This window comes from Morganella morganii, assembly GCF_019243775.1.
GTDB classification, from domain to species: Bacteria; Pseudomonadota; Gammaproteobacteria; order Enterobacterales; family Enterobacteriaceae; genus Morganella; species Morganella morganii.
The window spans coordinates 316145-338145 of sequence record NZ_CP069157.1; the positions used below are offsets into that span (position 1 = coordinate 316145).

At 47.9% G+C, this 22001-nt stretch carries 16 protein-coding genes and 1 tRNA gene; 8 read left to right on the top strand and 9 right to left on the bottom strand.

The features are described from left to right. Positions 1-20: 20 nt before the first annotated feature. A complete protein-coding gene (locus tag JL661_RS01545) occupies positions 21-470 on the bottom strand; it encodes a DNA polymerase III subunit chi (protein ID WP_004234612.1) in 450 nt (149 codons plus the stop codon). A gap of 98 nt (positions 471-568) precedes the next feature. After that, positions 569-2080, bottom strand: a complete 1512-nt coding sequence (gene pepA / locus JL661_RS01550; protein WP_004234614.1) for a leucyl aminopeptidase — start codon at positions 2078-2080, stop codon at positions 569-571. 283 nt (positions 2081-2363) lie between these two features. Here pepA and lptF point away from each other — a divergent pair, with 283 nt between their 5' ends. Continuing rightward, entirely contained in the window at positions 2364-3467 is a 1104-nt protein-coding gene (gene lptF / locus JL661_RS01555; protein WP_015422306.1) for an LPS export ABC transporter permease LptF, read from the top strand. Continuing rightward, on the top strand, positions 3467-4549 hold the full coding sequence (lptG, locus tag JL661_RS01560; protein ID WP_004234617.1) for an LPS export ABC transporter permease LptG: 1083 nt from the start codon (positions 3467-3469) through the stop codon (positions 4547-4549). Before lptF ends, lptG begins: the two co-directional genes overlap by 1 nt. 58 nt (positions 4550-4607) lie before the next feature. On the opposite strand, the gene rtcR is transcribed toward lptG, so the two are convergent. After that, positions 4608-6194, bottom strand: a complete 1587-nt coding sequence (rtcR, locus tag JL661_RS01565; RefSeq protein WP_062772117.1) for an RNA repair transcriptional activator RtcR — start codon at positions 6192-6194, stop codon at positions 4608-4610. A 194-nt stretch (positions 6195-6388) separates the two neighbouring features. On the opposite strand from rtcR, the gene JL661_RS01570 reads away from it, so the two are divergent. Beyond that, on the top strand, positions 6389-7615 hold the full coding sequence (locus JL661_RS01570) for an RtcB family protein (protein ID WP_004234619.1): 1227 nt from the start codon (positions 6389-6391) through the stop codon (positions 7613-7615). Between the two features lie 60 nt (positions 7616-7675). Here the strand turns inward: JL661_RS01570 and ampH are convergent, their stop codons facing one another. Next, positions 7676-8899 carry a D-alanyl-D-alanine-carboxypeptidase/endopeptidase AmpH gene (ampH, locus tag JL661_RS01575; RefSeq protein ID WP_024474288.1) on the bottom strand — a complete coding sequence of 408 codons (1224 nt, stop codon included), beginning with the start codon at positions 8897-8899 and terminating at the stop codon, positions 7676-7678. A gap of 396 nt (positions 8900-9295) precedes the next feature. Here ampH and JL661_RS01580 point away from each other — a divergent pair. From JL661_RS01580 to JL661_RS01600, 5 genes are all read left to right on the top strand, one after another. Continuing rightward, positions 9296-9380 (top strand) — tRNA-Leu (locus JL661_RS01580). A gap of 198 nt (positions 9381-9578) precedes the next feature. Continuing rightward, positions 9579-10826: a tyrosine-type recombinase/integrase gene (locus tag JL661_RS01585; protein ID WP_062772114.1), complete on the top strand. Its 1248-nt coding sequence runs from the start codon at positions 9579-9581 to the stop codon at positions 10824-10826. A gap of 262 nt (positions 10827-11088) precedes the next feature. After that, positions 11089-11277: a hypothetical protein gene (locus tag JL661_RS01590; protein WP_001003202.1), complete on the top strand. Its 189-nt coding sequence runs from the start codon at positions 11089-11091 to the stop codon at positions 11275-11277. A 16-nt stretch (positions 11278-11293) separates the two neighbouring features. Beyond that, the gene (locus tag JL661_RS01595; protein WP_062772111.1) at positions 11294-11896 is read left to right on the top strand and encodes a restriction endonuclease subunit S; all 603 of its coding nucleotides are present in this window, start codon (positions 11294-11296) and stop codon (positions 11894-11896) included. Further along, on the top strand, positions 11889-13370 hold the full coding sequence (locus JL661_RS01600; protein WP_062772108.1) for an N-6 DNA methylase: 1482 nt from the start codon (positions 11889-11891) through the stop codon (positions 13368-13370). Before JL661_RS01595 ends, JL661_RS01600 begins: the two co-directional genes overlap by 8 nt. Positions 13371-13436: 66 nt before the next feature. Here JL661_RS01600 and JL661_RS01605 read toward each other — a convergent pair whose 3' ends face one another. Genes JL661_RS01605 through JL661_RS01625 form a run of 5 tightly spaced genes read right to left on the bottom strand, consistent with a single transcriptional unit; the run spans position 13437 to position 21999 of the window. Beyond that, positions 13437-14150: a M48 family metallopeptidase gene (locus JL661_RS01605; protein ID WP_062772106.1), complete on the bottom strand. Its 714-nt coding sequence runs from the start codon at positions 14148-14150 to the stop codon at positions 13437-13439. Beyond that, on the bottom strand, positions 14150-17245 hold the full coding sequence (locus tag JL661_RS01610) for a type I restriction endonuclease subunit R (protein ID WP_062772103.1): 3096 nt from the start codon (positions 17243-17245) through the stop codon (positions 14150-14152). Before JL661_RS01610 ends, JL661_RS01605 begins: the two co-directional genes overlap by 1 nt. Then, the gene (locus tag JL661_RS01615) at positions 17242-19272 is read right to left on the bottom strand and encodes a DUF262 domain-containing protein (protein ID WP_062772100.1); all 2031 of its coding nucleotides are present in this window, start codon (positions 19270-19272) and stop codon (positions 17242-17244) included. Before JL661_RS01615 ends, JL661_RS01610 begins: the two co-directional genes overlap by 4 nt. Then, the gene (locus JL661_RS01620; protein WP_062772097.1) at positions 19265-20698 is read right to left on the bottom strand and encodes a DUF262 domain-containing protein; all 1434 of its coding nucleotides are present in this window, start codon (positions 20696-20698) and stop codon (positions 19265-19267) included. Before JL661_RS01620 ends, JL661_RS01615 begins: the two co-directional genes overlap by 8 nt. Then, on the bottom strand, positions 20695-21999 hold the full coding sequence (locus tag JL661_RS01625; RefSeq protein WP_073970171.1) for a restriction endonuclease subunit S: 1305 nt from the start codon (positions 21997-21999) through the stop codon (positions 20695-20697). Before JL661_RS01625 ends, JL661_RS01620 begins: the two co-directional genes overlap by 4 nt. Positions 22000-22001: the final 2 nt, after the last annotated feature.

Below are 22001 nucleotides of genomic sequence, written 5' to 3' on the forward strand. Positions count from 1 at the left end.
CCATTTTTAATCTTTGTTTATCAGTAAGCTGGCGGCGTGGCCATGGTCATCGTAAAGCCGACGCTGCGATAGATTTTATATCGCTCGCGCGCCAACTGTTTTAAGTGTTCATCGATAGGCACAAAGTCTATCACTTCACGGAAGGTTGTCGCAAAATCTGTGAACTGCGGCAGCAGGGCTATCAGTAAATCCCGCGGGGAATTTCCGCGTTTCTGCGGCCAGCACAGTTCAACCGGTGCGCCGTAACGCGGGCCTTCTCCGGCCAGATTATGCGGAACAAAGGCATCGGGCTCCCGCGCCCAGAGGGCTTCGTCCAGTTTCTCCGCCTGCTGTTGTGACTCACAGGCGATAAGCACCCGTTTCCCGCTGCGCCAGGCTTCACCCGCCAGATGACAGGTCAGCCACTCGTGGGCCTCAAGGTCATCAAAAGGGGATGGCTGTTCCATCAGGTAGAAGGTGGCGTTTTTCATAATATCTCTGATAGCAGAAAAGGGGATTGCTCAGGATAGCACAATCCCCCCCGTTACCTTTATGCTTTTTCCGGGCCGCAAAGGCCCGGTAATTCCGGTCAGTCGTCGGTGCTGATACCCGCACGATTTAACAGGAATTGTGACAGCAGTGCAACCGGACGACCTGTCGCACCTTTGTTTTTTCCGGAGCGCCATGCGGTTCCGGCGATATCCAGATGCGCCCAGTTATAACGGGTGGCAAAACGGGACAGGAAGCAGCCCGCGGTGATAGCGCCGCCGAGACGGCCGCCGGTGTTTGCCAGATCCGCAAAATTGGACTCGATCTGCTCATAGAACTCTTCTGCCAGCGGCAGACGCCATGCACGGTCACCCGCCTGTTCAGAGGCATTCAGTAACTCGTGCGCCAGCGGATTGTGGTTTGCCATCAGGCCGCTGAAGTGGTTACCGAGTGCAACCATGCAGGCGCCGGTCAGTGTGGCGATATCAATCACCGTTTCCGGATCAAAACGTTCGGCGTAGGTCAGGGTGTCACACAGTACCAGGCGGCCTTCCGCATCGGTATTGAGCACTTCCACCGTCTGGCCGGACATGGTGGTGAGGATATCCCCCGGACGATAGGCATTGCCGCCCGGCATGTTTTCACAGCCCGCGAGAATCCCGATCACATTGAGCGGTAAACCCAGCTCCGCCACCACGCGCATCACGCCGTAAACGGTTGCCGCGCCGCACATGTCGTATTTCATCTCATCCATGCTGTCAGCCGGTTTGATGGAAATACCGCCGGAGTCAAAGGTCAGGCCTTTGCCGACTAACACGATCGGACGCGCTTCCGGATCCGGATTACCTTTATATTCAATCACCGACATCAGGGATTCATTACGTGATCCCTGGCCGACGGCCAGATACGCCAGCATGCCCAGCTCTTTCATCTGCTCTTCGCCGATGACACGGGTACTGAGCACCGGAGAGTTGCTGTCTGCCAGCTGACGTGCCTGAGATGCCAGATAAGCGGCATTACAGATGTTCGGCGGCATATTGGCCAGATCTTTCGCGGCTTTGATACCGGCGGCAATCGCCAGACCGTGGCTGATCGCTTTCTCACCGGTCGGCAGTTCGCGGCGGGTCGGTACATTGAAGACCAGCTTGCGCAGCGGACGGCGTAATTCGGTTTTGTTACTTTTCAGCTGATCAAAGACATAGAGAGATTCTTTGGCTGTTTCAACCGCCTGCCGGACTTTCCAGTAGTTATTGCGGCCTTTGACATGTAACTCGGTCAGAAAACAGACGGCTTCCATTGACCCGGTTTCATTCAGGGTATTGATGGTCGTCCGGATAATCTGTTTGTACTGGCGTTCATCCAGTTCACGTTCTTTCCCGCAGCCGATTAACAGGATACGCTCGGACAGGACATTCGGGACATGGTGCAGAAGCAGTGACTGCCCGACCTTGCCCTCCAGCTCGCCGCGGCGCAGCAGAGCACTGATGTAGCCGTCGCTGATTTTATCGAGCTGCTCCACCACAGGAGACAGACGACGCGGTTCGAAAACCCCGACCACAATACAAGCACTGCGCTGCTTTTCCGGGCTGCCGCTTTTTACACTAAACTCCATGCGCTCTCCTGAATCTTAAAGACAAAGACAACTGCTGCCGCTAAAATGTAGCGTTCGCACTAATCTGCACCATCGATTATAAACAGTTTATGATAAGCTGTGTGCGCACTTTATGAGTCCTGAATCTCATGAAAATTCCGTTTCTTTCCTGACAGGAAGGAAAAAGCGTAGTCTGATACCGGAATCATCCTCAGGCCGGCAAAATAATGCACACAAATAGTCAACACAGAACGAAGTTAGCTATTTTCATGCAAAAACACAAGTTTTCACAGGCGTATTAAGCGTGATCATTATTAGATATCTGGTAAGAGAAACATTAAAAGCACAGATTGCGATTCTGTTTATCCTGTTGCTTATCTTCTTTTGTCAAAAACTGGTTGAAGTCCTGGGTGCCGCCGTTGAAGGCAGCATCCCGGCCGGACTCGTCGTGTCACTGCTGGGGCTGGGTATCCCGGAGATGGCGCAGCTCATACTGCCGCTGAGCCTCTTCCTCGGGCTGCTGATGACCTACAGCAAACTCTATACCGAAAGCGAAATCACCGTGATGCATGCCTGTGGTCTGGGTAATAATGTGCTGGTGAAAGCCGCTATGATCCTGGCGTTCTTTACCGCCATCGTGGCGGCTGTCAATGTAGTCTGGCTGATGCCGTGGTCATCCCAGTATCAGGAAAAGGTACTGGAGGAAGTCAGAGCTAACCCTGGTGTGACCGCGATGGTCGGCGGGCAGTTTAAAGTCTCTGATGACGGCAGTATGGTGCTCTATCTCGGGGATGTTGACGGTAATAAGTTCACTAATGTCTTTATTGCCCAGCTCTGGGCGAGAAACGAACAGCGTCCGTCCATTGTGGTGGCGGACGGCGGTCATATGACCGAAAAAGAGAACGGTAATCAGGTGGTGGTGCTGGATAAAGGCACCCGTTATGAGGGAACCGCGTATCTGCGTGATTTCCGGATCACGGATTTTACCGATTATCAGGCAATTGTTGATCACCGTGATGCAAAAACCGGTGACAGTAACTACCAGCAGATGACCTTGTCTGAGCTATGGAAAGAGACAGACAAAGCAGCCCGTGCGGAATTCCACTGGCGTCTGACGCTGATTTTCTCCGTGGTGGTGATGGCGCTGATGGTAGTACCGCTCTCCGAGGTAAACCCGCGTCAGGGGCGTGTACTGAGTATGCTGCCGGCGATGCTGCTGTATCTGATTTTCTTCCTGCTGCAAAGCTCGCTGCGTTCAAGCGGCGAGAAGGGCAAGCTGGATCCGATGGTCTGGCCGTGGGTGGTTAATCTCAGTTATCTGGCTCTCGCGGTGGTACTGAATCTGTGGAATACCACAGCTGTCCGCCGTCTGCGCTTTGGCTCTGCCCGTGTTCAGGGGGTTGCCTGATGTTTAAAGTACTTGTTCTTGACCGCTACATCGGGCGGACGATTCTGCAATCCATCATGATGACCCTGTTTATGCTGGTGTCATTATCCGGGATTATCAAATTTGTCGATCAACTGCGCAGAGTCGGCCAGGGGGAATACTCCACCTGGGATGCCGGGCTGTATACCATCATGAGTATCCCGAAGGATATTCAGATTTTCTTCCCGATGGCAGCACTGCTCGGGGCTCTGATGGGGCTGGGTGCACTGGCGACCCGCAGTGAGCTGGTGGTGATGCAGGCTTCCGGTTACAGCCGCCTCCAGGTGGCGGGTTCGGTGATGAAAACCGCTATCCCGCTGGTGATCCTGACCATGATTGTCGGTGAATGGCTCGCGCCGTCCGGTGAGCAGTGGGCACGTAACTACCGTGCACAGAAAACAAGCGGCGCGTCTCTGCTGGCAACCAACCGCGGGATGTGGGCCAAAGACGGCAGTGACTTTATCTATATCCAGCGCGTTGACAGCGAAACCCAGCTCAAGGGCATCACACTGTACCGGATGAACGACGACCACAAACTGAAATCTATCCTCAGTGCGGCGGCGGCGGACTACAATTCGGATTCCGATACCTGGACACTGAGTCAGGTACAGGAATCCATTCTGCAGGATACTTATGTGATTGCCGGTGAGCAGAAACTGTCCATGACCTGGCAGACGCAGATGACTCCGGAAAAACTGAGTGTGGCCGCACTGGACCCGGAAGCATTGTCGATAAGCGGCCTGTATCAGTATGTTGATTATTTACAGCAGAGCGGACAGGACGCGGGACGTTATCAGCTGAACCTGTGGAAAAAGGTGTTCGCACCGCTTTCTGTGGCGGTCATGATGCTGATGGCGCTGTCGTTTATCTTCGGGCCGCTGCGTTCGGTAGCGATGGGCGTGCGGGTTGTGACGGGGATTGCCTGCGGATTCGTGTTCTACGTTTCCAATGAGATTTTCGGCTCTCTCAGCCTGACCTATAAGTTCCCGCCGCTACTGGGTGCACTGCTGCCGAGCCTGCTGTTCCTGGCGATCAGTTTATATATGCTGATCAAACGTAAGTAAGCAGTTACGGACATCCGAATCCGGAGCCGGTCAGTGCATACTGACCGGCTCTGTCATTTCAGCGGCCGGTAATCTGTTCCCAGCTGAGATTAAAACGGGCCAGATACTTCCGCAGCCGGTCAGCATCATTGGGTTGTTTCTTCTGCTGACGGGAAACGGCAAACAGTGTGCGACCGGCATCAGAAAGTGTCTGTGAACGGCGGCAGACGGCAATTACAGTTTCCAGCTGCTGACGATCAAATAAATCAATTTCACCCACCCCGGCAGGCAACGTCACCGCTGTTTCCGTGCTGTGCCACTGATTTTTCAGCCGTTCGGTTTCTTCCTCCACCAGTGCGGTGGTGATCCGCCCGTTCTCTGCAAAGGTTGCCATCCGCGTGACAGAGGCACTCAGTTCACGGAAGTTACCGCGCCACAAAGCCGGTGGTGAGCAGGCAAAGGCGAGGTAGTGCTGCCTGGCGTCGGTATCAAACCGGACACGGGTCTGCTGATCGCGGCTGTATTTCGCCAGCTCATAATCCACGTTCGGCTCAATATCCTCGCGCCGCTGTGCCAGTCCCGGCAGTGCAAAGGTCCACATATTGATGCGGGCGTATAAATCCTCACGGAACAGCCCTTCGCTGACCCGCTGTGCCAGATTGCGGTGTGTGCCGGCGATCAGGGAAAAATCACTCTCTGTTTCATGATCCGAGCCGTAAGGGAAAAATCGTTTTTCCTCAATGGCTTTCAGCAGCATTGCCTGTTCGTCGGCGCCCAGCTCGGCAATCTCATCCAGAAACAGGATCCCGCCGTCCGCCTCTTTCAGCAGTCCGCCGCGCGCCTGAATTGCTCCGGTGAATGCCCCTTTCTCATGGCCGAACAGGGCGGACATGGCATTATCGCCGCGCAGTGTGGCGCAGTTCACCTCCACAAAACGCCCTTTTACCTGATGGCGGCTGCGGCGCAGTTCATAAATCCGCCGTGCCAGGAATGATTTTCCGGCACCTGTCGGCCCGGTCAGCAGAACAGGGGCGGCGGAGCGCAGAGCAACACGCTCGATTTTATCGATCATGGTATTAAATCCGGCATTGCGCGTGGCGATGCCGGACTTCAGAAACGCGACCTGTGCCTGCTGCTCTTTCTGAAAGCGTCCGGTGATCTGTGTATAGCGGCTGAGATCGAGGTCAATAATGGTATACACCCCGGCAGGATCTTTATCCCGCGCATCATGGCGCGGGGCAGTCTGGATAAGACGCGCGGGCAGATAGCTGGCTTCGGTCAGCAGGAACCAGCAAATCTGCACCACATGGGTGCCGGTGGTGATATGCACCAGATACTCTTCATTTTCAGTATCAAACGGGTAGTGAGTGGCAAAGTCCAGCAATGCGGTATATACCTGCTCAAAATCCCACGGGTCGGCAATATCCACCTCGCGCAGCATCACTTCAGTCTGCGGGGAGGCCTGCTCTATATCCTCTTTTACCCGGCCTGCGGTCTGCATATCACCCGGCTGATAAACCAGCTCAAAGCGGTCAATATGCAGATCCGGCTGCTGACACAGCCCGATACTCGGCCGCCATTTATGCCAGCGGTTGGCTTTCTTGCCGCGCCGGTCAAGTACCGTGCCGAGAACACCAATCACAACGTTTTTCTTTGTGGATGACATGGTTTATCTTTCCGGATAAAAGACGATATTAAAAGATAAAAACAGCATACGGGATTTCAGAGCAGGATGTTATCTTAAAAATCGATGTAATTAATTATTCTTTAAATATCATAAAGATAAATAAATTTTTCCGATTAAACAAAACTGGCACACTTATCGCAATACTACCGGTACCAAACGAAAGGAATGTAAAAATGATAAGTCGTGATTTTAATGAACTGATTCAGGAAAACAGTGCGCCGGTAAAATTGTGGACAAACGGTGTACCGGTGGATCCGAAAGCGGTACTGCAATTGCAGAATACGGCAAAAATGCCCTTTATTTTTAAACACCTGGCGGTAATGCCGGATGTGCATGTCGGTAAGGGATCGACTATCGGCAGTGTTATCCCGACCAAAGGCGCGATTATCCCGGCCGCTGTCGGGGTGGATATCGGCTGCGGAATGATTGCGGTGAAAACCTCACTGACTGCGTCTGATCTGCCGGACAGTCTGCAAAATATCCGCTTTGCCATTGAGGCCGCGGTACCGCACGGACGCACCACCGAACGCCACGGACGGGATAAGGGAACCTGGAAAAATGTCCCGGATATTGTCGATAACCACTGGATGCAGCTGGATGAGCAGTTCCGCCGTATCTGCGATAAATACCCGAAACTGCGTAATACCAACAACTACAAACATCTGGGAACGCTGGGAACCGGGAACCACTTTATCGAACTGTGCCTGGATGAGACAGATTTTGTCTGGGTGATGCTGCACAGCGGGTCACGCGGTGTCGGTAATGCTATCGGCAACCTGTTTATCTCGCTGGCACAAAAAGATATGCAGACGCACATTGCCAATCTGCCGGATCGCGATCTGGCGTATTTCGAAGAGGGAAGCGTGCATTTTAACGATTATATGGAAGCGGTCGGCTGGGCGCAGGATTTTGCCCGTCATAACCGCGAAGTGATGATGCACCGCGTGCTGGAAGCCCTGTCCCGTGAAATCACCAAACCGTTCACCACACAACAGGAAGCCGTAAACTGCCACCATAACTATGTGCAGAAAGAACAGCATTTTGGTGAGGAAGTTCTGGTAACACGAAAAGGGGCGGTATCGGCACAAAAAGGGCAGATGGGGATCATCCCGGGCTCTATGGGCGCGAAAAGCTACATTGTGCGCGGACGCGGAAACGAAGAAAGCTTCTGCTCATGCAGCCATGGTGCAGGTCGTGTGATGAGCCGTACCGAAGCGAAAAAACGCTTCTCAGTGGCAGACCAGCAGCGCGCTACTGCTCATGTGGAGTGCCGTAAAGACAGCGATGTGATCGACGAGATCCCGATGGCGTACAAAGATATCGATGCGGTGATGACCGCACAGTCATCACTGGTGGAAATTGTGCATACACTGCGTCAGGTGGTGTGTGTGAAGGGGTAAGGAAACAGTCACTGCATATACAGAACATGCCCGCGCCTGATGCGGGCATGCTCTTTTGTATCACAGGTAATTACGGGTATGCAGATCTGCCAGGGAGCGGACCAGGTCATTGACACCATTTGGTAACGGACTGAATTTACTGCCGTCTTTGCGGGTCATCACCACGAATACACCGATATTTTTCTCCGGTATCATCGCCATATAGGTATTAAATCCGCCGCCGCCGCCGGTTTTCTGATAAATCGCCGGAATATCCCCGACCGGCGCCAGATACACCCAGCCGAGACCCAGACCGTCAGCCTCACCGGCAACGTCCATCCCTTTAATTTCATTCAGATGACCACGTTTAAAATAGATGGTCTGCTCTTTGGTGGCTGTCGCTTTGCGCTGTGTATTGCCGGAAGAGAGGAAGCGCTGCATCCACTTCTGCATATCCGCCGGGGTGGAATACACCCCGCCGCTGCCGATAGCCGCCAGCGTGCTGTAACAATCACTCGGTTTAAACCCGACCATCAGCCGCTTACACTGCGCGGCAGACGGATTATAGGTCGTATCTTTCATACCCGCCGGTTGTGTCACATAGTGGCGGAACAACTCGGTATACGGACGATTTCCGGCTTTTTCCAGGGCATCTGCCAGTAAATCATAGGCCAGGTTGGAATACGCAGCTTCCGTTCCCGGCTGAGCCGTCAGTTTGGCGGTTTTCAGCCAGGTCCAGCGCTGATCGCGGCTCGGCCAGGTAAACACCGGACGCCCCCATTTCCCGCCGGGCTGCTCACGCGGCAGAATACTGGTATGACTTGCCAGGTGGAACAGGCGGATCGGCTTGCCGTTATAGGACGGCACGGAGGACTGTTTATAACTGTATTTCTGCAGCGGATCATTGAGATTGACCAGGCCGTCATCCGCCATCTTCACCATCACTTCGCTGGTCATCAGCTTACTGACAGACGCAATGCGGATCAGCGAATCCGTCCGTGGCTTAATACCATTTCCGGGACGGGTCTCGCCGTAGCTGCGGTGAAAAACTTCGTTATTATCAATCACCACCATAAACATACCGCGGGCATCGGTTTCGGAGAAAATCTTCTCACCGATCTCATCGACCAGCTGTGGTGCCAGCTTCAGCGCTTCCGGATTGCTTTCAACAATAGACCAGTCAAGCGGCGGACGTTCGGCAGACGCTGTACTGTGTTTCTCCGGCTGCGAAGAACAGGCGGACAGCGCGATAGCCAGCAGCGACAACGGCATCAGGCGCACAATATGACGGTGTAATTTACTCATGATAATTCAACAGCCTTCCATGCAGACACAGGGATATGACACTGTAAGTCAGTTATTTTTTGAAGATACGTAACAGGATACCAATGACGATACCAATAAAAATACCTGTCGCAACCCATCCGGCAAAGCCCATACCCACCTCACATTTATCGGGAACCGGAGAGGATTATATAAGCAATTGTATTGATGTCTATTCATCCGGGGCACAATCGCGGTAAATAAAAAAATATTATTATTCAGTGCGGAAATAAAGCAGAAAGCGCCCGTCGCCGCACAAACCCCGTATCCTGCTGAAACGCCGTCTTTTTAACCACTCAGCAAACCGCCTCTGTGATAGTTGTTGCACCACAGAGTGCCGCAAGTATAATAACGACGTTTTCCAGAACACACTTCTGTGCCGGAGTGGCGGAATTGGTAGACGCAGTTGATTCAAAATCAACCGCCCACGGGCGTGCCGGTTCGATTCCGGCCTTCGGCACCATCGGAACATCAATAGACGTCAACGGACGTCTTTTTTTGTGCCTGAATTCCAGTATCCGCAAGGCTTTCATCGCTTTTTCACTCAACCTAAGTCAACCTGATTCAATCAACATCAACTTACTGATGCGGGTACAACTGCGGGTATATCCCAGTTCGATAATGTTTGTACCCACACAGAACCCTTGAAAGGATACTCATCATGGCTCTGAGTGATGTGAAAGTTCGTTCGGCTAAGCCTGAAGCTAAAGCCTATAAACTTACTGACGGTGAAGGCATGGTGTTGCTGGTTCACCCTAACGGCTCCAAATACTGGCGGCTTCGTTATCGCTTCGGCGGTAAAGAAAAGATGCTCGCGCTAGGGAAGTATCCTGAAGTTTCGTTAGCTGATGCTCGATCGCGGCGAGACGAAGCGCGTAAGCTTTTAGCGAACGGCGTCGATCCCAGTGAAAACAAGAAAGCGGTTAAGGTAGAACAGGAGCAAGAGGCGATAACGTTTGAAGTGGTCGCCAGAGACTGGCATTCCAGTAATCAGAAATGGTCTTCGGCGCATAGCGCTCGTGTATTAAAAAGTCTCGAAGATAATCTCTTTGCTGTCATCGGTAAGCGGAACATTACGGAACTGAAGACACGAGATCTGCTTGTCCCCATCAAAGCGGTGGAGTCATCTGGGCGTCTTGAAGTTGCCGCCCGTTTACAGCAGCGTACTACCGCGATTATGAGGTTTGCTGTGCAGAGTGGTTTAATCGACTACAACCCCGCGCAAGAGATTGCCGGTGCGGTGGCTACGGCGAAAAGACAGCATCGTGCTGCTCTGGAACTCAATCGTATACCTGAACTGCTTCACCGTATCGATCACTATTCTGGAAGACCGTTAACCCGACTGGCGGTTGAACTCACTTTGTTGGTTTTCATCCGTTCAAGCGAGCTGCGTTTTGCCCGCTGGTCAGAAGTGGATTTTGAAACGGCCATGTGGACGATCCCCGGTGAGCGTGAACCACTGGACGGTGTTAAACATTCACAGCGTGGTTCAAAGATGCGGACGCCCCATCTTGTTCCCTTATCGCGGCAGGCTCTAGCCATTTTGGAAAAGATCAAAAGCATGAATGGGAGCCGAGGGCTGATTTTCTTAGGCGATCACGATCCTTGTAAGCCGATGAGTGAGAACACTGTGAACAAGGCTTTACGAGTGATGGGCTATGACACGAAAACGGAAGTCTGTGGGCATGGTTTCAGGACAATGGCCTGTAGCTCATTGATTGAATCGGGTCTATGGTCGAGGGATGCCGTAGAGCGGCAGATGAGCCATCAGGAGCGTAGCTCTGTTAGGGCTGCCTACATCCATAAAGCGGAACATCTGGGGGAGCGCAGATTGATGCTGCAGTGGTGGGCGGATTATCTGGATGCGAATCGGGAGATAGGGGTAAGTCCGTTTGATTTTGGAAAGTAACACCAAAATATTTTTCTATCATGAATTCGCAAGATAAATGAGAATAATCATGAGGTTAGTCAGCCCATGATGCATAGCGACAATGACATCGTGAAAAAGTAGTACGACGCTACTGTTGCATAAATTCTCTGTAACCTGTTATAGTCTTCTCACTGACCTAGTACGACGCTACTACCTAGGTAAGAGAGGGAGTAAATAGCAGCGGCAACTGCTATTTACCCGAAACATTCTGGCCAAAACCGCTATGAGAGGCTCTAACAAAATGAACGAGAAAAAATATCAATCCCTGCGTAAAAAGTCAATAAGTAAGGGGGGGAATATGGCTTGTATTGTTATGCTGGTACACGCGCTCTCCTTTTCCTCATTGCAGATGGATTTAGATGTACGTGTGGGGGATGTGAATTGGAAACACTCGATTGTGCTTAAAACTACTGGAGGAAAGGGAGAGTAATCTCCCTAACTTACTTATGCATAAAACTGTTACATTAGAGAGTGTTGCTGAGATCCGCTTAGGGATGCCCTTTAAATCGGCGATACAAGATGCTGGTGAGCAAGGCTCCTGTTATCTTATCCAGACGAAAGATATTGGACTTGACGGCATTTTAGATCTAAGTGCTTTAACCTCTGTTATCCCAGAGGGTAATCCTGAGAAGCATTATCTTATCCCTAATGATATTTTATTACGTCTGCGGGGGCCTGTGTTTTCTGCTGGGATTATCGAAGGAAATTTAGGCAAACCAATCATTACGTCCAATCAGTTAGCAGTAATTAGATGTAATGATAATCTAATACTGCCACATTATTTACATTGGTATATAAACTCTACTTCTGGAAGTAAACATATTCGCAGTTTGAGTGAAGGTACGAGTATTAGTAAACTTAATTCAAAAACAGTTTCTAAAATGACTGTTAAACTCCCAAGTTTGAGGGTTCAAGAAAAGATTGGTTCTATTAATAGAAACTGGAATAATCAAAAAACAGTTTATAATTCACTAATACAAAATGGCGATATGCTCTTTGATGGTATATGTGAAAGTATCATTAATAGCGAGGAGTTAGAAAATGAGTGAGATGAAGGCGCTTCATGAATCACTTTTACGTGCTTGTGATTTGTTTAGAGGGAAAATTGACTCATCTTCTTATAAAAATTATATATTTTCAATGTTATTGCTGAAATATATTTCTGATGTTAAGGTTGACTATGAATATGATTTAATTAATGAAGAATATTCTGAGTTGTTAGAGATTGTTTCTCGAGTACCAGAGGATGCGAGTTTTTATAAAATATATCATGAGGCTAAGAATCATGGTGATTATATTGGAGAGAGGATTGACGACTCGCTGAAATTAATTGATCAGGCTATTGACTCGGTCTGTCAAAGTAGAGGTGGTTATTTATTCGAGTCTATACAATTTGCGACGGTTAATTTTGGTGCAAGATCAGCGAGAGATCGAATGCTTGTTAATTTACTCGCTATTTTTGCACGTCCTGAAATGAATTTTGGTTATATCCAAGGTGGTAATGAAAAGATAAAAGTAGCATGTAGATATCTTTTTGAAAAGATTGCATCTGACTCGGCGATGAGGGGTGGAGATTTTTATACTCCAGAAGGCATTTCATTACTATTTGCAGAGTTATTGCAGCCTAAGGATGGAGATAGTATTTGTGATCCTACTTGTGGATCTGGTTCTCTTTTAATTACCCTAGGGGAAAAAATAAAAAAATCCTTTAAAAGCAATAACTATACTTTGTTTGGTCAAGAGGCTAATAGATCCAGTTGGGCCTTGGCTAAAATGAATATGATTATCCATAACGAAATTAATAGTCGAATAGAATGGGGGGATGTAATATCTAATCCTCAGCTTCTGGATACAGATAATAGATTGATGCAGTTTGATGTAGTTGCTTCTAACCCTCCATTCAATATTATCGGTTGGAATCATGATGATTTAGTACATAATGATTATGGTCGTTTTAATTTAGGTTTTCCACCTCAGTCTAAGGGTGATTATGCCTTTATTTTGCACATGATTTCAACACTTAAAAGTGCAACTGGTAGAATGGCCATACTGGTATCTCACGGGGTATTGTTCCGTGGAGGTCAAGAGGAGAGTATAAGGAAAAATTTAGTTAGTGAAGGGTTGTTAGATGCGGTAATAGGTCTACCAGATAGGTTGCTTCTTGGGACAGGGATACCATGCGCCATTTTGATCTTCAGGAGAGATAAAAAACATTCTAATGTTGTGTTCATCGACGCATCTGATTTGGCTAAACCCGTAAAGGGGCGCAATTTAATAACAAATGAAATCATTGAGAAGGTATCAGAATGCTACTTTGAAAGAAGTAGTATCAGTAATTTTTCACATGTTGCTTCTTTTGATGAAATACAAGAAAATGATTTTAATTTAAATATATCTCGGTATGTTAAGAAGCATGAAGAGCAGGCTTTTGTTGATCTTGAGAGCTTACGTCAACAGCGTGAGGAACTACTATCAACATTACATGAATTAGAAAGAGAAATGAAAGATTTTATTGATAATTGATAATTGATAATTGATAATTGATGGAGATGGTTGATGCAATAGTATCAACCATTTTCTGATTAAATTTCAATATCCCCAGTGATTATAAGCCAAGGGCATCTTATTCAACTTAGCTCTGTGTTCTCGCCAGTTTGGCAAGTGAATACTCATCAGGCCGATAAAACGCTCATTGTGCTTGCGTTCGTGTAGATGAACTAGCTCGTGAACCACAATGAATTCAAGGCATTCAGGAGGTTTTTTCACCAATTCGAGATTGATCCAGATACGTGCGGTTTGGGGGTTACAGCTACCCCATTTAGTCTTCATTCGCTTGATGCCAACATAACTGGCTTCAACTTTAATTTCCTGCTGCCATTTTGCCATTAACTTAGGCAGTCTTTGTTTTAAAATACCGCGATACCACTGGTTGAGAACAGCTTCCCGCTGGGCCGTATCATAATGTGGAGGTACTTTCATGCGTATCCAACCACCCTGAAGTTTCACTTCAGCGGGCTTATCTACTAAAACTACATCTAGCCGATATCCTCTTCCCCAAAGATAGTGTGTTTCACCACTACACATTTCTCGTTCACTCTGGCGAGGCTGAGCCAGAAATTGTGCTTGCTGCTGTCGAATCCAAACCAGCCTTCTGACTACAGCCATCCTGATCGCTGTGTTTGACAGTGAGACGGGGGCTGATACTCGTACTCGGCCATCCGGAGGCAGTACGCTGATATGCAAGTTTTTAATTGGCTTACGCTGCAAATCGAAAGTGAGCTCACCAAAGGTAACCAATGACATCAGCGGTACTCCTTCTGAGCCTTCACCAGGGCCATTACATCGGCGACCGTCACTGAATAACCTTTGATCTCTTCCGCGATAGCGAAACTAATCTCGCGTTCTTTAAAACGATCCCCATACCAGTCGGCCTTTTTGGTGTGACGGACTGCAGTATCTATCTTTGTCACCAAGACTTCATCCTGCCCGAGGTTGTCAAACAACGCTTTCTTGGCGAGGGTATCAATACTTGCTGGATAAGTACTTTTACTACCTGACTGCGGATGTTTAACCTGCTTCGCCAGTTCACGTACGTGCTCCAGATACTCCTGATAGGAGATAGCCTGTTGACGACGAAGTGCGATCAGTTCATCAAGCAATACCGACATTTTTTCGTAGTATTTCGGGTTGACGGGGTTTTCATCAACAATAGTTCTGCGAACGTTATTTTCAATCGCTTCAGCCATGGCCTCCTGGTTGCCACGCATGTCGGCTGGAAGTCCATCCAGTGCTTCTTCTCCGCGTTCAATAATCAACTCAAGCAGTCCTAGTTCCTCAAAATCCATAAGGGTTTCACTAGGATCGGCATCCACCCAAAGATCCAGCATCTGCCGCATCCCTGGCTCGAATTGCTTCATGTCCACGAAATCGCCACTGGCTATTTTGATTTCATCGCGGACTTTTGTGTAAAACTCAACATCGATGCGGATTTGAGCTGCCTGCTGCTCGCTATAACCAGCATCTGTTAGTTCACCTGCCAGATTGGTAAAAGCGCGAATAAGCTTCGCCACGGATTGGTACAATGTTAGACGTAAAGCTTCTTTCTCAGATATCTGCTCTATTGACGCCCCTGATTCTCCACAGAAATAATGCTGATAATCAAGTTGATTACGTGGCATTTTAACTGGCTCGCAAAGGGTGCGAACGGCATCCAGAGCACCATCCAGATCGATTTTTGCCTGTTGCAATCGATCCTTCAGTAAACCGGCTACATCTTCTTTGTCGTAGCCGTCGAAGGCTTCTGCAGTGTAGTCCTGAACTGTTTTTTCCAATGAGCGGAAAAGGTCTTTATAGTCGACAATATAGCCGTATTCTTTATCTTCACCATCCAACCGGTTAACGCGACATATCGCCTGGAAGAGGTTGTGATCGGCCATTTTCTTGTCGATATATAGGTAAGTGGCTGACGGAGCATCAAAGCCAGTCAATAACTTATCAACGACTATCAGAAGGCGCATCTGGCCCGGTTCTTTGATGAATCGTTGTTTGACCTCTTTTTCGAAATCACTCACACGTTTGGCTGCTTCAGCCTCAGGCTGTTCAAAATACTCCGCAAGCATTTTGCGATAGATGTTGTACTTGGCCAGTTTCTCAGTCAGTCCTTCGCCGCTCTCCTCGCCTTTAATCTCACTGGCATTTGGCTGGTAGCTCGTCACAATCGCACATTTACCGGCAAAACCAGCTTCACTAAACATCTCATAGCATTTACAGGCCTGATAGACGCTGGAACAAACCAGCATGGCGTTACCACGGCCGTCGGCGAGTCGTGGTTTTTGTTCGAAATCGAGAAGGATGTCCGCGACAATCTGTTCTAGTCGCGAGCGGCTCGACAATAGCTTCTGCATTGATGCCCATTTCTGCTTGAGTTGCTGCTGGCCAAGGCGAGAAAGTTTAGATGTCTTAGCATCAAACCACTGGTCGACTTTTTTCTGCGATTTGACCCGCTGATCGATGTCACGAGCTTCGTAGCGCAAGTCCAGTACAACCCCATCATTGACTGCTTCATCAAATTTATAAGTGTGGATATAAGGACCGAAGACCTCCACTGACTTTTTCTTATCCTTCTTCATCAGTGGGGTGCCGGTGAAACCGATAAATTGCGCATCTGGCAGAATGCTTTTCATTGCTGAATGCAATTTGCCGGATTGGGTTCGGTGGCACTCATCCACAAACACGAATAATTTTCCCTTCGGATTAAAATCGGCAGGGATGTTACGTTTTATCTGTTCAATGAAATCGTCAGTGTCTGCATCTTTGTCTTCCTCCTCTTGGCGACCAAATTTATGTACGAGCGAGCATATAAGCCAGGGTTTGGTTTGATTCAGACGAGTCACCAGATCTGCGCCGCTTCTGGTGCGAAGGATCTCTTCTTCCACACCGTTAAACACTTTCTCGATCTGTTCATCAAGTTCTGTACGGTCGGTAATGATCAAAACTCGGCTGTCGGTAATATTTTCTCTGATCCATTTTGCTAGCCAAACCATAGTCAGACTTTTACCACTGCCCTGGGTATGCCAGATAATCCCGCCTTCATTGCGTTGAATAAAAGGTTTCGTTGCAGTGACGCCAAAATATTGGTTATGACGGCAGGTTTTCTTCACTCCAGCATCGAAAACAATAAAGTCGTGGATCAATTCCAGCAGGCGCTGTTTATTGCATATCTGAGCCAGGTGGAGATCAAGCATGTTGGTGTAAGGTGATTCAGCGGTTTCTTTCCATTGAAGGTAATATTTCTCCGGCGTTTCGATTACACCATAGCGAAGCCCTTCTAAATCATTACCGGCCATCACCAGTTGGATGGTAGTGAAGAAGTTGCGAATGAATGCTTTTTGCTGATTATCGAGGTTTTGGCGGATGCCCTCTGAAACTGAAACTGTAGAACGTTTTAGCTCAATGACACCAAGCGCAATACCGTTAACATACAGCACCAAATCCGGGCGCTTTTTATTTTCACCGTTGTAGGTCACTTCTTCAGCTATAGCAAAATCATTGGCTTCTGGATTTTTCCAGTCCACCAACCACACGGTTTGATTCTGCTCACCAGCACCTTCTTTATCCTTCACGCCGTAGCGTAGCAGGCGATACACCTCTTTGTTTGCATCATAGAGGATACGACCTTCACCGAGGCTTGCGGCTCGATCCAGTTGCCGTAATGCTCTGGCTATTAGTACTTCTGAAACGCCGCGCTTTGTTAACCAGGCAGAAACTAAGCCTGGTTCAATATTCCGGTTGTCTTCTCGTTTATGCCAGTTACCAAGATAGTGATAACCGAGATGTTTGGTGAATAACTGGATAACACGTTTTTGTGTTATGCGTTCACGTTGGCCAACACTGTTCATAACACCTCCCTTAATACGCTATCACTACCACCAGCACTGGTTAACACTGCCAGCATTTCCGCTTCGTGAGTGGCGATTTCTTCTTCCCCCCACTGATTGTTCTTCTTCATCAGCTCGATCATGGCGAGCAGTTTCAGACTATCAATTTCATTCCGTTCCAGACTCGCTTCGAAGTGCTCTTGCTTTTGTTTTGGCTGGAAATTACTCAATCGCGAATTCTTGTTGTGGCTAATCAGACTGAGGTTGCCGAAGGTATGCAACGATGTATCTGGTAATGTCCTATAGCCATCCATGGGGTGCTGGGGATAGAAATGCTCTACCGAGCTTCGGAAGGTAAATTCGAAACGTTTGACTACTTCAGCTTTATGTCTGTCACGGCACCAGAGTAAGTAGTCCAGGTAATTGAATACCAGGTTGTTTGCTATCATCCCAAAGCGCATCTTCTTATTAATCTTGTCCGACAGTACCACAGGTTGGAGATGTAGCTCTTTACCGTAGATAATCTCAAAATATGATTTTGGTTCTTGTTCTGCCAGGAAGTTTTGAAAGACAAACGAGGAGGCGAGATGCTCCAGATACCCGAGGTACTTCCTTGCATCTATCTGGTTTTCAGCGGAATGGGCATTAAACAGATAGTATAAAGCTCCATTCAACCAGTGTTTATAAACCAGAGTAGGGGTTGAAACGTGGAATGCGGAAAGCAGCATCAAAATCTGTCGGTTGATGCTGGTACTGTTACCCTCATCTTCATTAAACGTATTGGTATAGCTGGTGCTCTTTTCCGAATACCAACGCAGGCGTTTCAAACTCCAGCTATCGCTACCTTTGGCGAACTCTCGTTTTATCACGAACTGATCAAAAAGATATTTGCATTTGAGAAGTGCAAAGACAAAATCCTGTACTGCTTTAACTGGGTCATTCTGCTTTAACAGCCGAAGCTCGAACTGTTCGATTAATTGTTTGTCGTCAAGCGGAACATCTACTCTGTTCTTGCCTATGTTGCTGCAGACACGCAAAACATGAAGCAGGAAGTTGGAGAAGTTGATAACACTATTAAAACGCTCTGAGCTACCTTCATCTTCGTCACCTCTATCACCACTTATGGTTGAAGATGACTTGATAATGTCAGCCAGTGTGCGGTTTGTTTGGTTCTCTCTTGTACCAAGCGCCGAAGCCGATGGGATAAGCATGCCAGCTAGAGAATTAAAATCAGCAGGCACAAATCGCCCCCAATTTTCCAGCCCAAATAATTGATGACGTTCGGCTGGTGTAAAACCGTACTGGACATAACGTTCCATGTTGGAGCAAGCATCCCAAACTCGTGAGAGGGTGTTCAGGCTGCTCTGTCGATCTTGCTGGTCCGTTATCTCGTTGAGTACCGCCATTAGTCGTGCTTTCACAACCTCATGCTTTTCGAGTTGCTCACCTCGGTTGTTCATCACCTCAAAAAAATGATTGAGGTCGGTATCGGCAGGCACTTCTATTCGGGCAATTTGTACATGGTCGAACAGGTAGGTACAGAAATGATTTAATGACTCGCCAACCAGTTTCAAGTCGCGTAGTACCTTACCAATAAGTTCATAGCCATTGATCAGCCCTTCGTTAAATTCCTTGCTCCGCAGTTTATGCGGTTCCACACCTTGCCAGAGTCGTTCAAATGTTTCGCCAGACTTGGGCCTGCTCTCAAACCCTAAGTTAATCCCTTGGTACCAGCCCATATCCAAGGTGGACCCTGCTTGTTTTTTTAACCAGTTAGCCAGAAGGGATAGGGTAGTGAAACGCTGTTGTCCGTCGATTATCTCTGCGTGCCCATCAGGACGAGTGAACACGACCAACGTACCGATGTAGTAAGTTTGAGGGTATAGGTTATGCAGGCTTTTTTGCTGGTAGTCGAGTATGTCCTGTACAAGTTGAGTGATTTCACCCTCTCCCCAGGCATAGTTACGCTGGTACATGGGGATAAGATAACGAGATGCATCGCCCAGTAATGATCTGACCGTAAAGGATGTTACCTTTGCATCACTCATAGTAGTTCATCTCCTTGAACAGCCTCACCAGCTCATCTTGCTCATAGTTACCGGTACGGCGGTTATTATTATTTTCTGAAGCCCGAATTGTGGGTAATGGTATAGATAGCACATCACCAGGTACTCTGGCTTCTTTGATTACCCGGAACAGATTATTTTCCAGCACGTACTTATCCATAGTCGCTAGCTGTACCACCTGCTGTCGGATTCGGCATCTATAGGCCCAGATAAAGCTTTTTTCAATCGCTGCAGATAAGGACTGCCCGCCAAATTTGTCGATATAAAAGATCAGAGCACAATCAAACATAGTGCGTATATATTGATCCCCTGTTCGATAGCGATTGCGATAGCTATTTAACGTTCTTAGTATCTGAGTTGCCATTTCACCAAGGATTACGCCCTGAATCATTAACGGCTTTTGACTATGAGTGCTGGCATGTTCACTGGCGATAATTGCCGATACCTGTTGCTGGTAGTGTTCTGCCATTTCGAAAAAGCGTCTTCCATTGATAATCATCTGATCGAGATGGAAAGGGAAACGCATTTTCTGGCCGTCAATCTTGCGCTGGTATTGATTGTTATAGTCATCAACAAAATGGTGAGCCATACGCAAAGATTCCACATAAGGGAACTGACCAATCTGGTCAAGGTTGATCCCTTTGAATAAGCCAACCTCATCCTTACCAAAGAAGCGAGCTGAATTCCCCTGTGACCACTGACGTACTCTGTAGAGATAGGATGCGAAAAGATTAGCCAGGTCATCGCTGGGCAATCCTTCCCAATGGGCAACGGATTCAGCTTTTAGCTCTGCCTCATGGCTGGCGAATTCACGTAGATGGAAGGCTTTAAGCAGATCGTGAGGATCCAGATCCCGTCCACGGGCATTTTGTGAGTCGAAAAACTGAAAGGCTTCAGACAAGTCAGTTAGTACAAAGGCCACAACTTGGCAGCGATTGAGAAGAAAATCGATATGCTGCTCGCTAAATTCTCGGTGGCAAACCCGGCGTTTTAGCTCTTGATAATTCTGGTGCAGATTGTGTTCCGAGACCTGGCTAGCAAAGCGCTGTCGCTCCATAAAGCCTTTAACAGTGGGCATTATCTGGACTAGCGTTTCCCGCAAATCTCTGCGTTCCAATCCAGCAAGTCGGGTTTCGATAATGGCCCATACGGCCAGCATTAATGTCAACGTTCGTTGCTGGCCATCGACGATATCGAGCTTGTTTTTTTCATCACTTTCGGTGTGATGAAACACCACTGAGCCCAACCGATAAGCCGATTTATCAAGATGGCTATCAATATCGGCAAACAGTTCGCTGATATTTTTGACCGTCCATTTATAAGGACGCTGATAGGCCGGAATGGTTACGTCAGTCAGGCTCAATAGACTCTTGACCGACAGAACTGTCTTATCAAGGGCATGTGTCATGGTTGGCGATCCAATGGTAAACGAATACGCCCGGTCAGCAGCTGTTGCATCATGCCCTGTTTTATATCGCGAATCTTGGCGAGTTTTTGCTCTAATGCCTCGAGTTCAGCATCCATATCTAAGAGGATGGTGGCGATAGCAGTTTGTTCTTGATCGCAGGATGGCATTGATATTATAAAACCAGATAGGTCTTTATTTGTTATCTGGTTAATAGTCGCCCCCATGGTTTCATCTATTTGGTTGTGAATTAAATTAGATTGAAATTGGTAGAAAATAAAATCATGAGCTTTTGTTCTATATATAGCCATAAAGGCACCAAAAGCGCATCCTTCAGCCGCGTGATCGATTAAAGCACATTTTCCGATTAGTTTGCGGCTCCCATTTCTGACGCAAATTAAAATATCGCCTTTCCTTACGATGACTCTCTCGGGTAAGTCCATATTTACAAAAACGTTATCTTGATATGCTAGCTTGTTATTCTGAACGTTTGATGAACGCAATACTAATGTACCTGTATCGGAAACATCTCGAGGGCTATATGTAAGGCCAATGATACATTGACCTATTTCTCCCAATTTTACGCATATCCAATCTTCAGGAATGAGCCCTAGCTCACTAGGTTTATTACCCTTGAGTACCCCATCCGGGTGTTTAGCGAATTGTGGCAAGCGGGTACGACCAGTCAGCAGCTGCTGCATGGTGGCGGTTTTAATGGCCTGTTTTTTGGCGATTAACTTCTCAAGTTCTGTAATCAGCGCATCTGTATCGGAAAGCACACCAGCGATGGCTATTTGCTCTTTTAATGATGGCCATGCAATTTTGCAATTACCAAGAGCTACTCCAGTTAATTGTGGAACACCGCTACTTTCATTGAATACATCAACTGCATGATTAATATAATTGGACAGAAATATGATATTCCCTTTAGGGAATAAGACGATCAAACGGCCAATTGCGCCGAACCCTCCAGACCTACAAATTGCGGTACCAAGCCCTACACCGCGCCCAACGACGGTGACAGCATCCATTAAATATTCGGCATAATCGTAATATCCATATATACCTGGCTCATCTACAGTATTCGAAAATACTGGATAACAGAATTTATTGTCAAATTCTGTCGACATTCTCTTCTCATTGACGTCTTTACCAACTCGGATGTCAGCAATTTCATGAATTGAAACAACATCCCAATCCTCTGGAATGAGTCCTAATTCAGTTAGTCTAAAGCTTGTCGTAACAGACTGTTGCGGTGAAGCAATCGATTCTTTACTTTGCATTTTTTCTGGGTTATTGATCATTT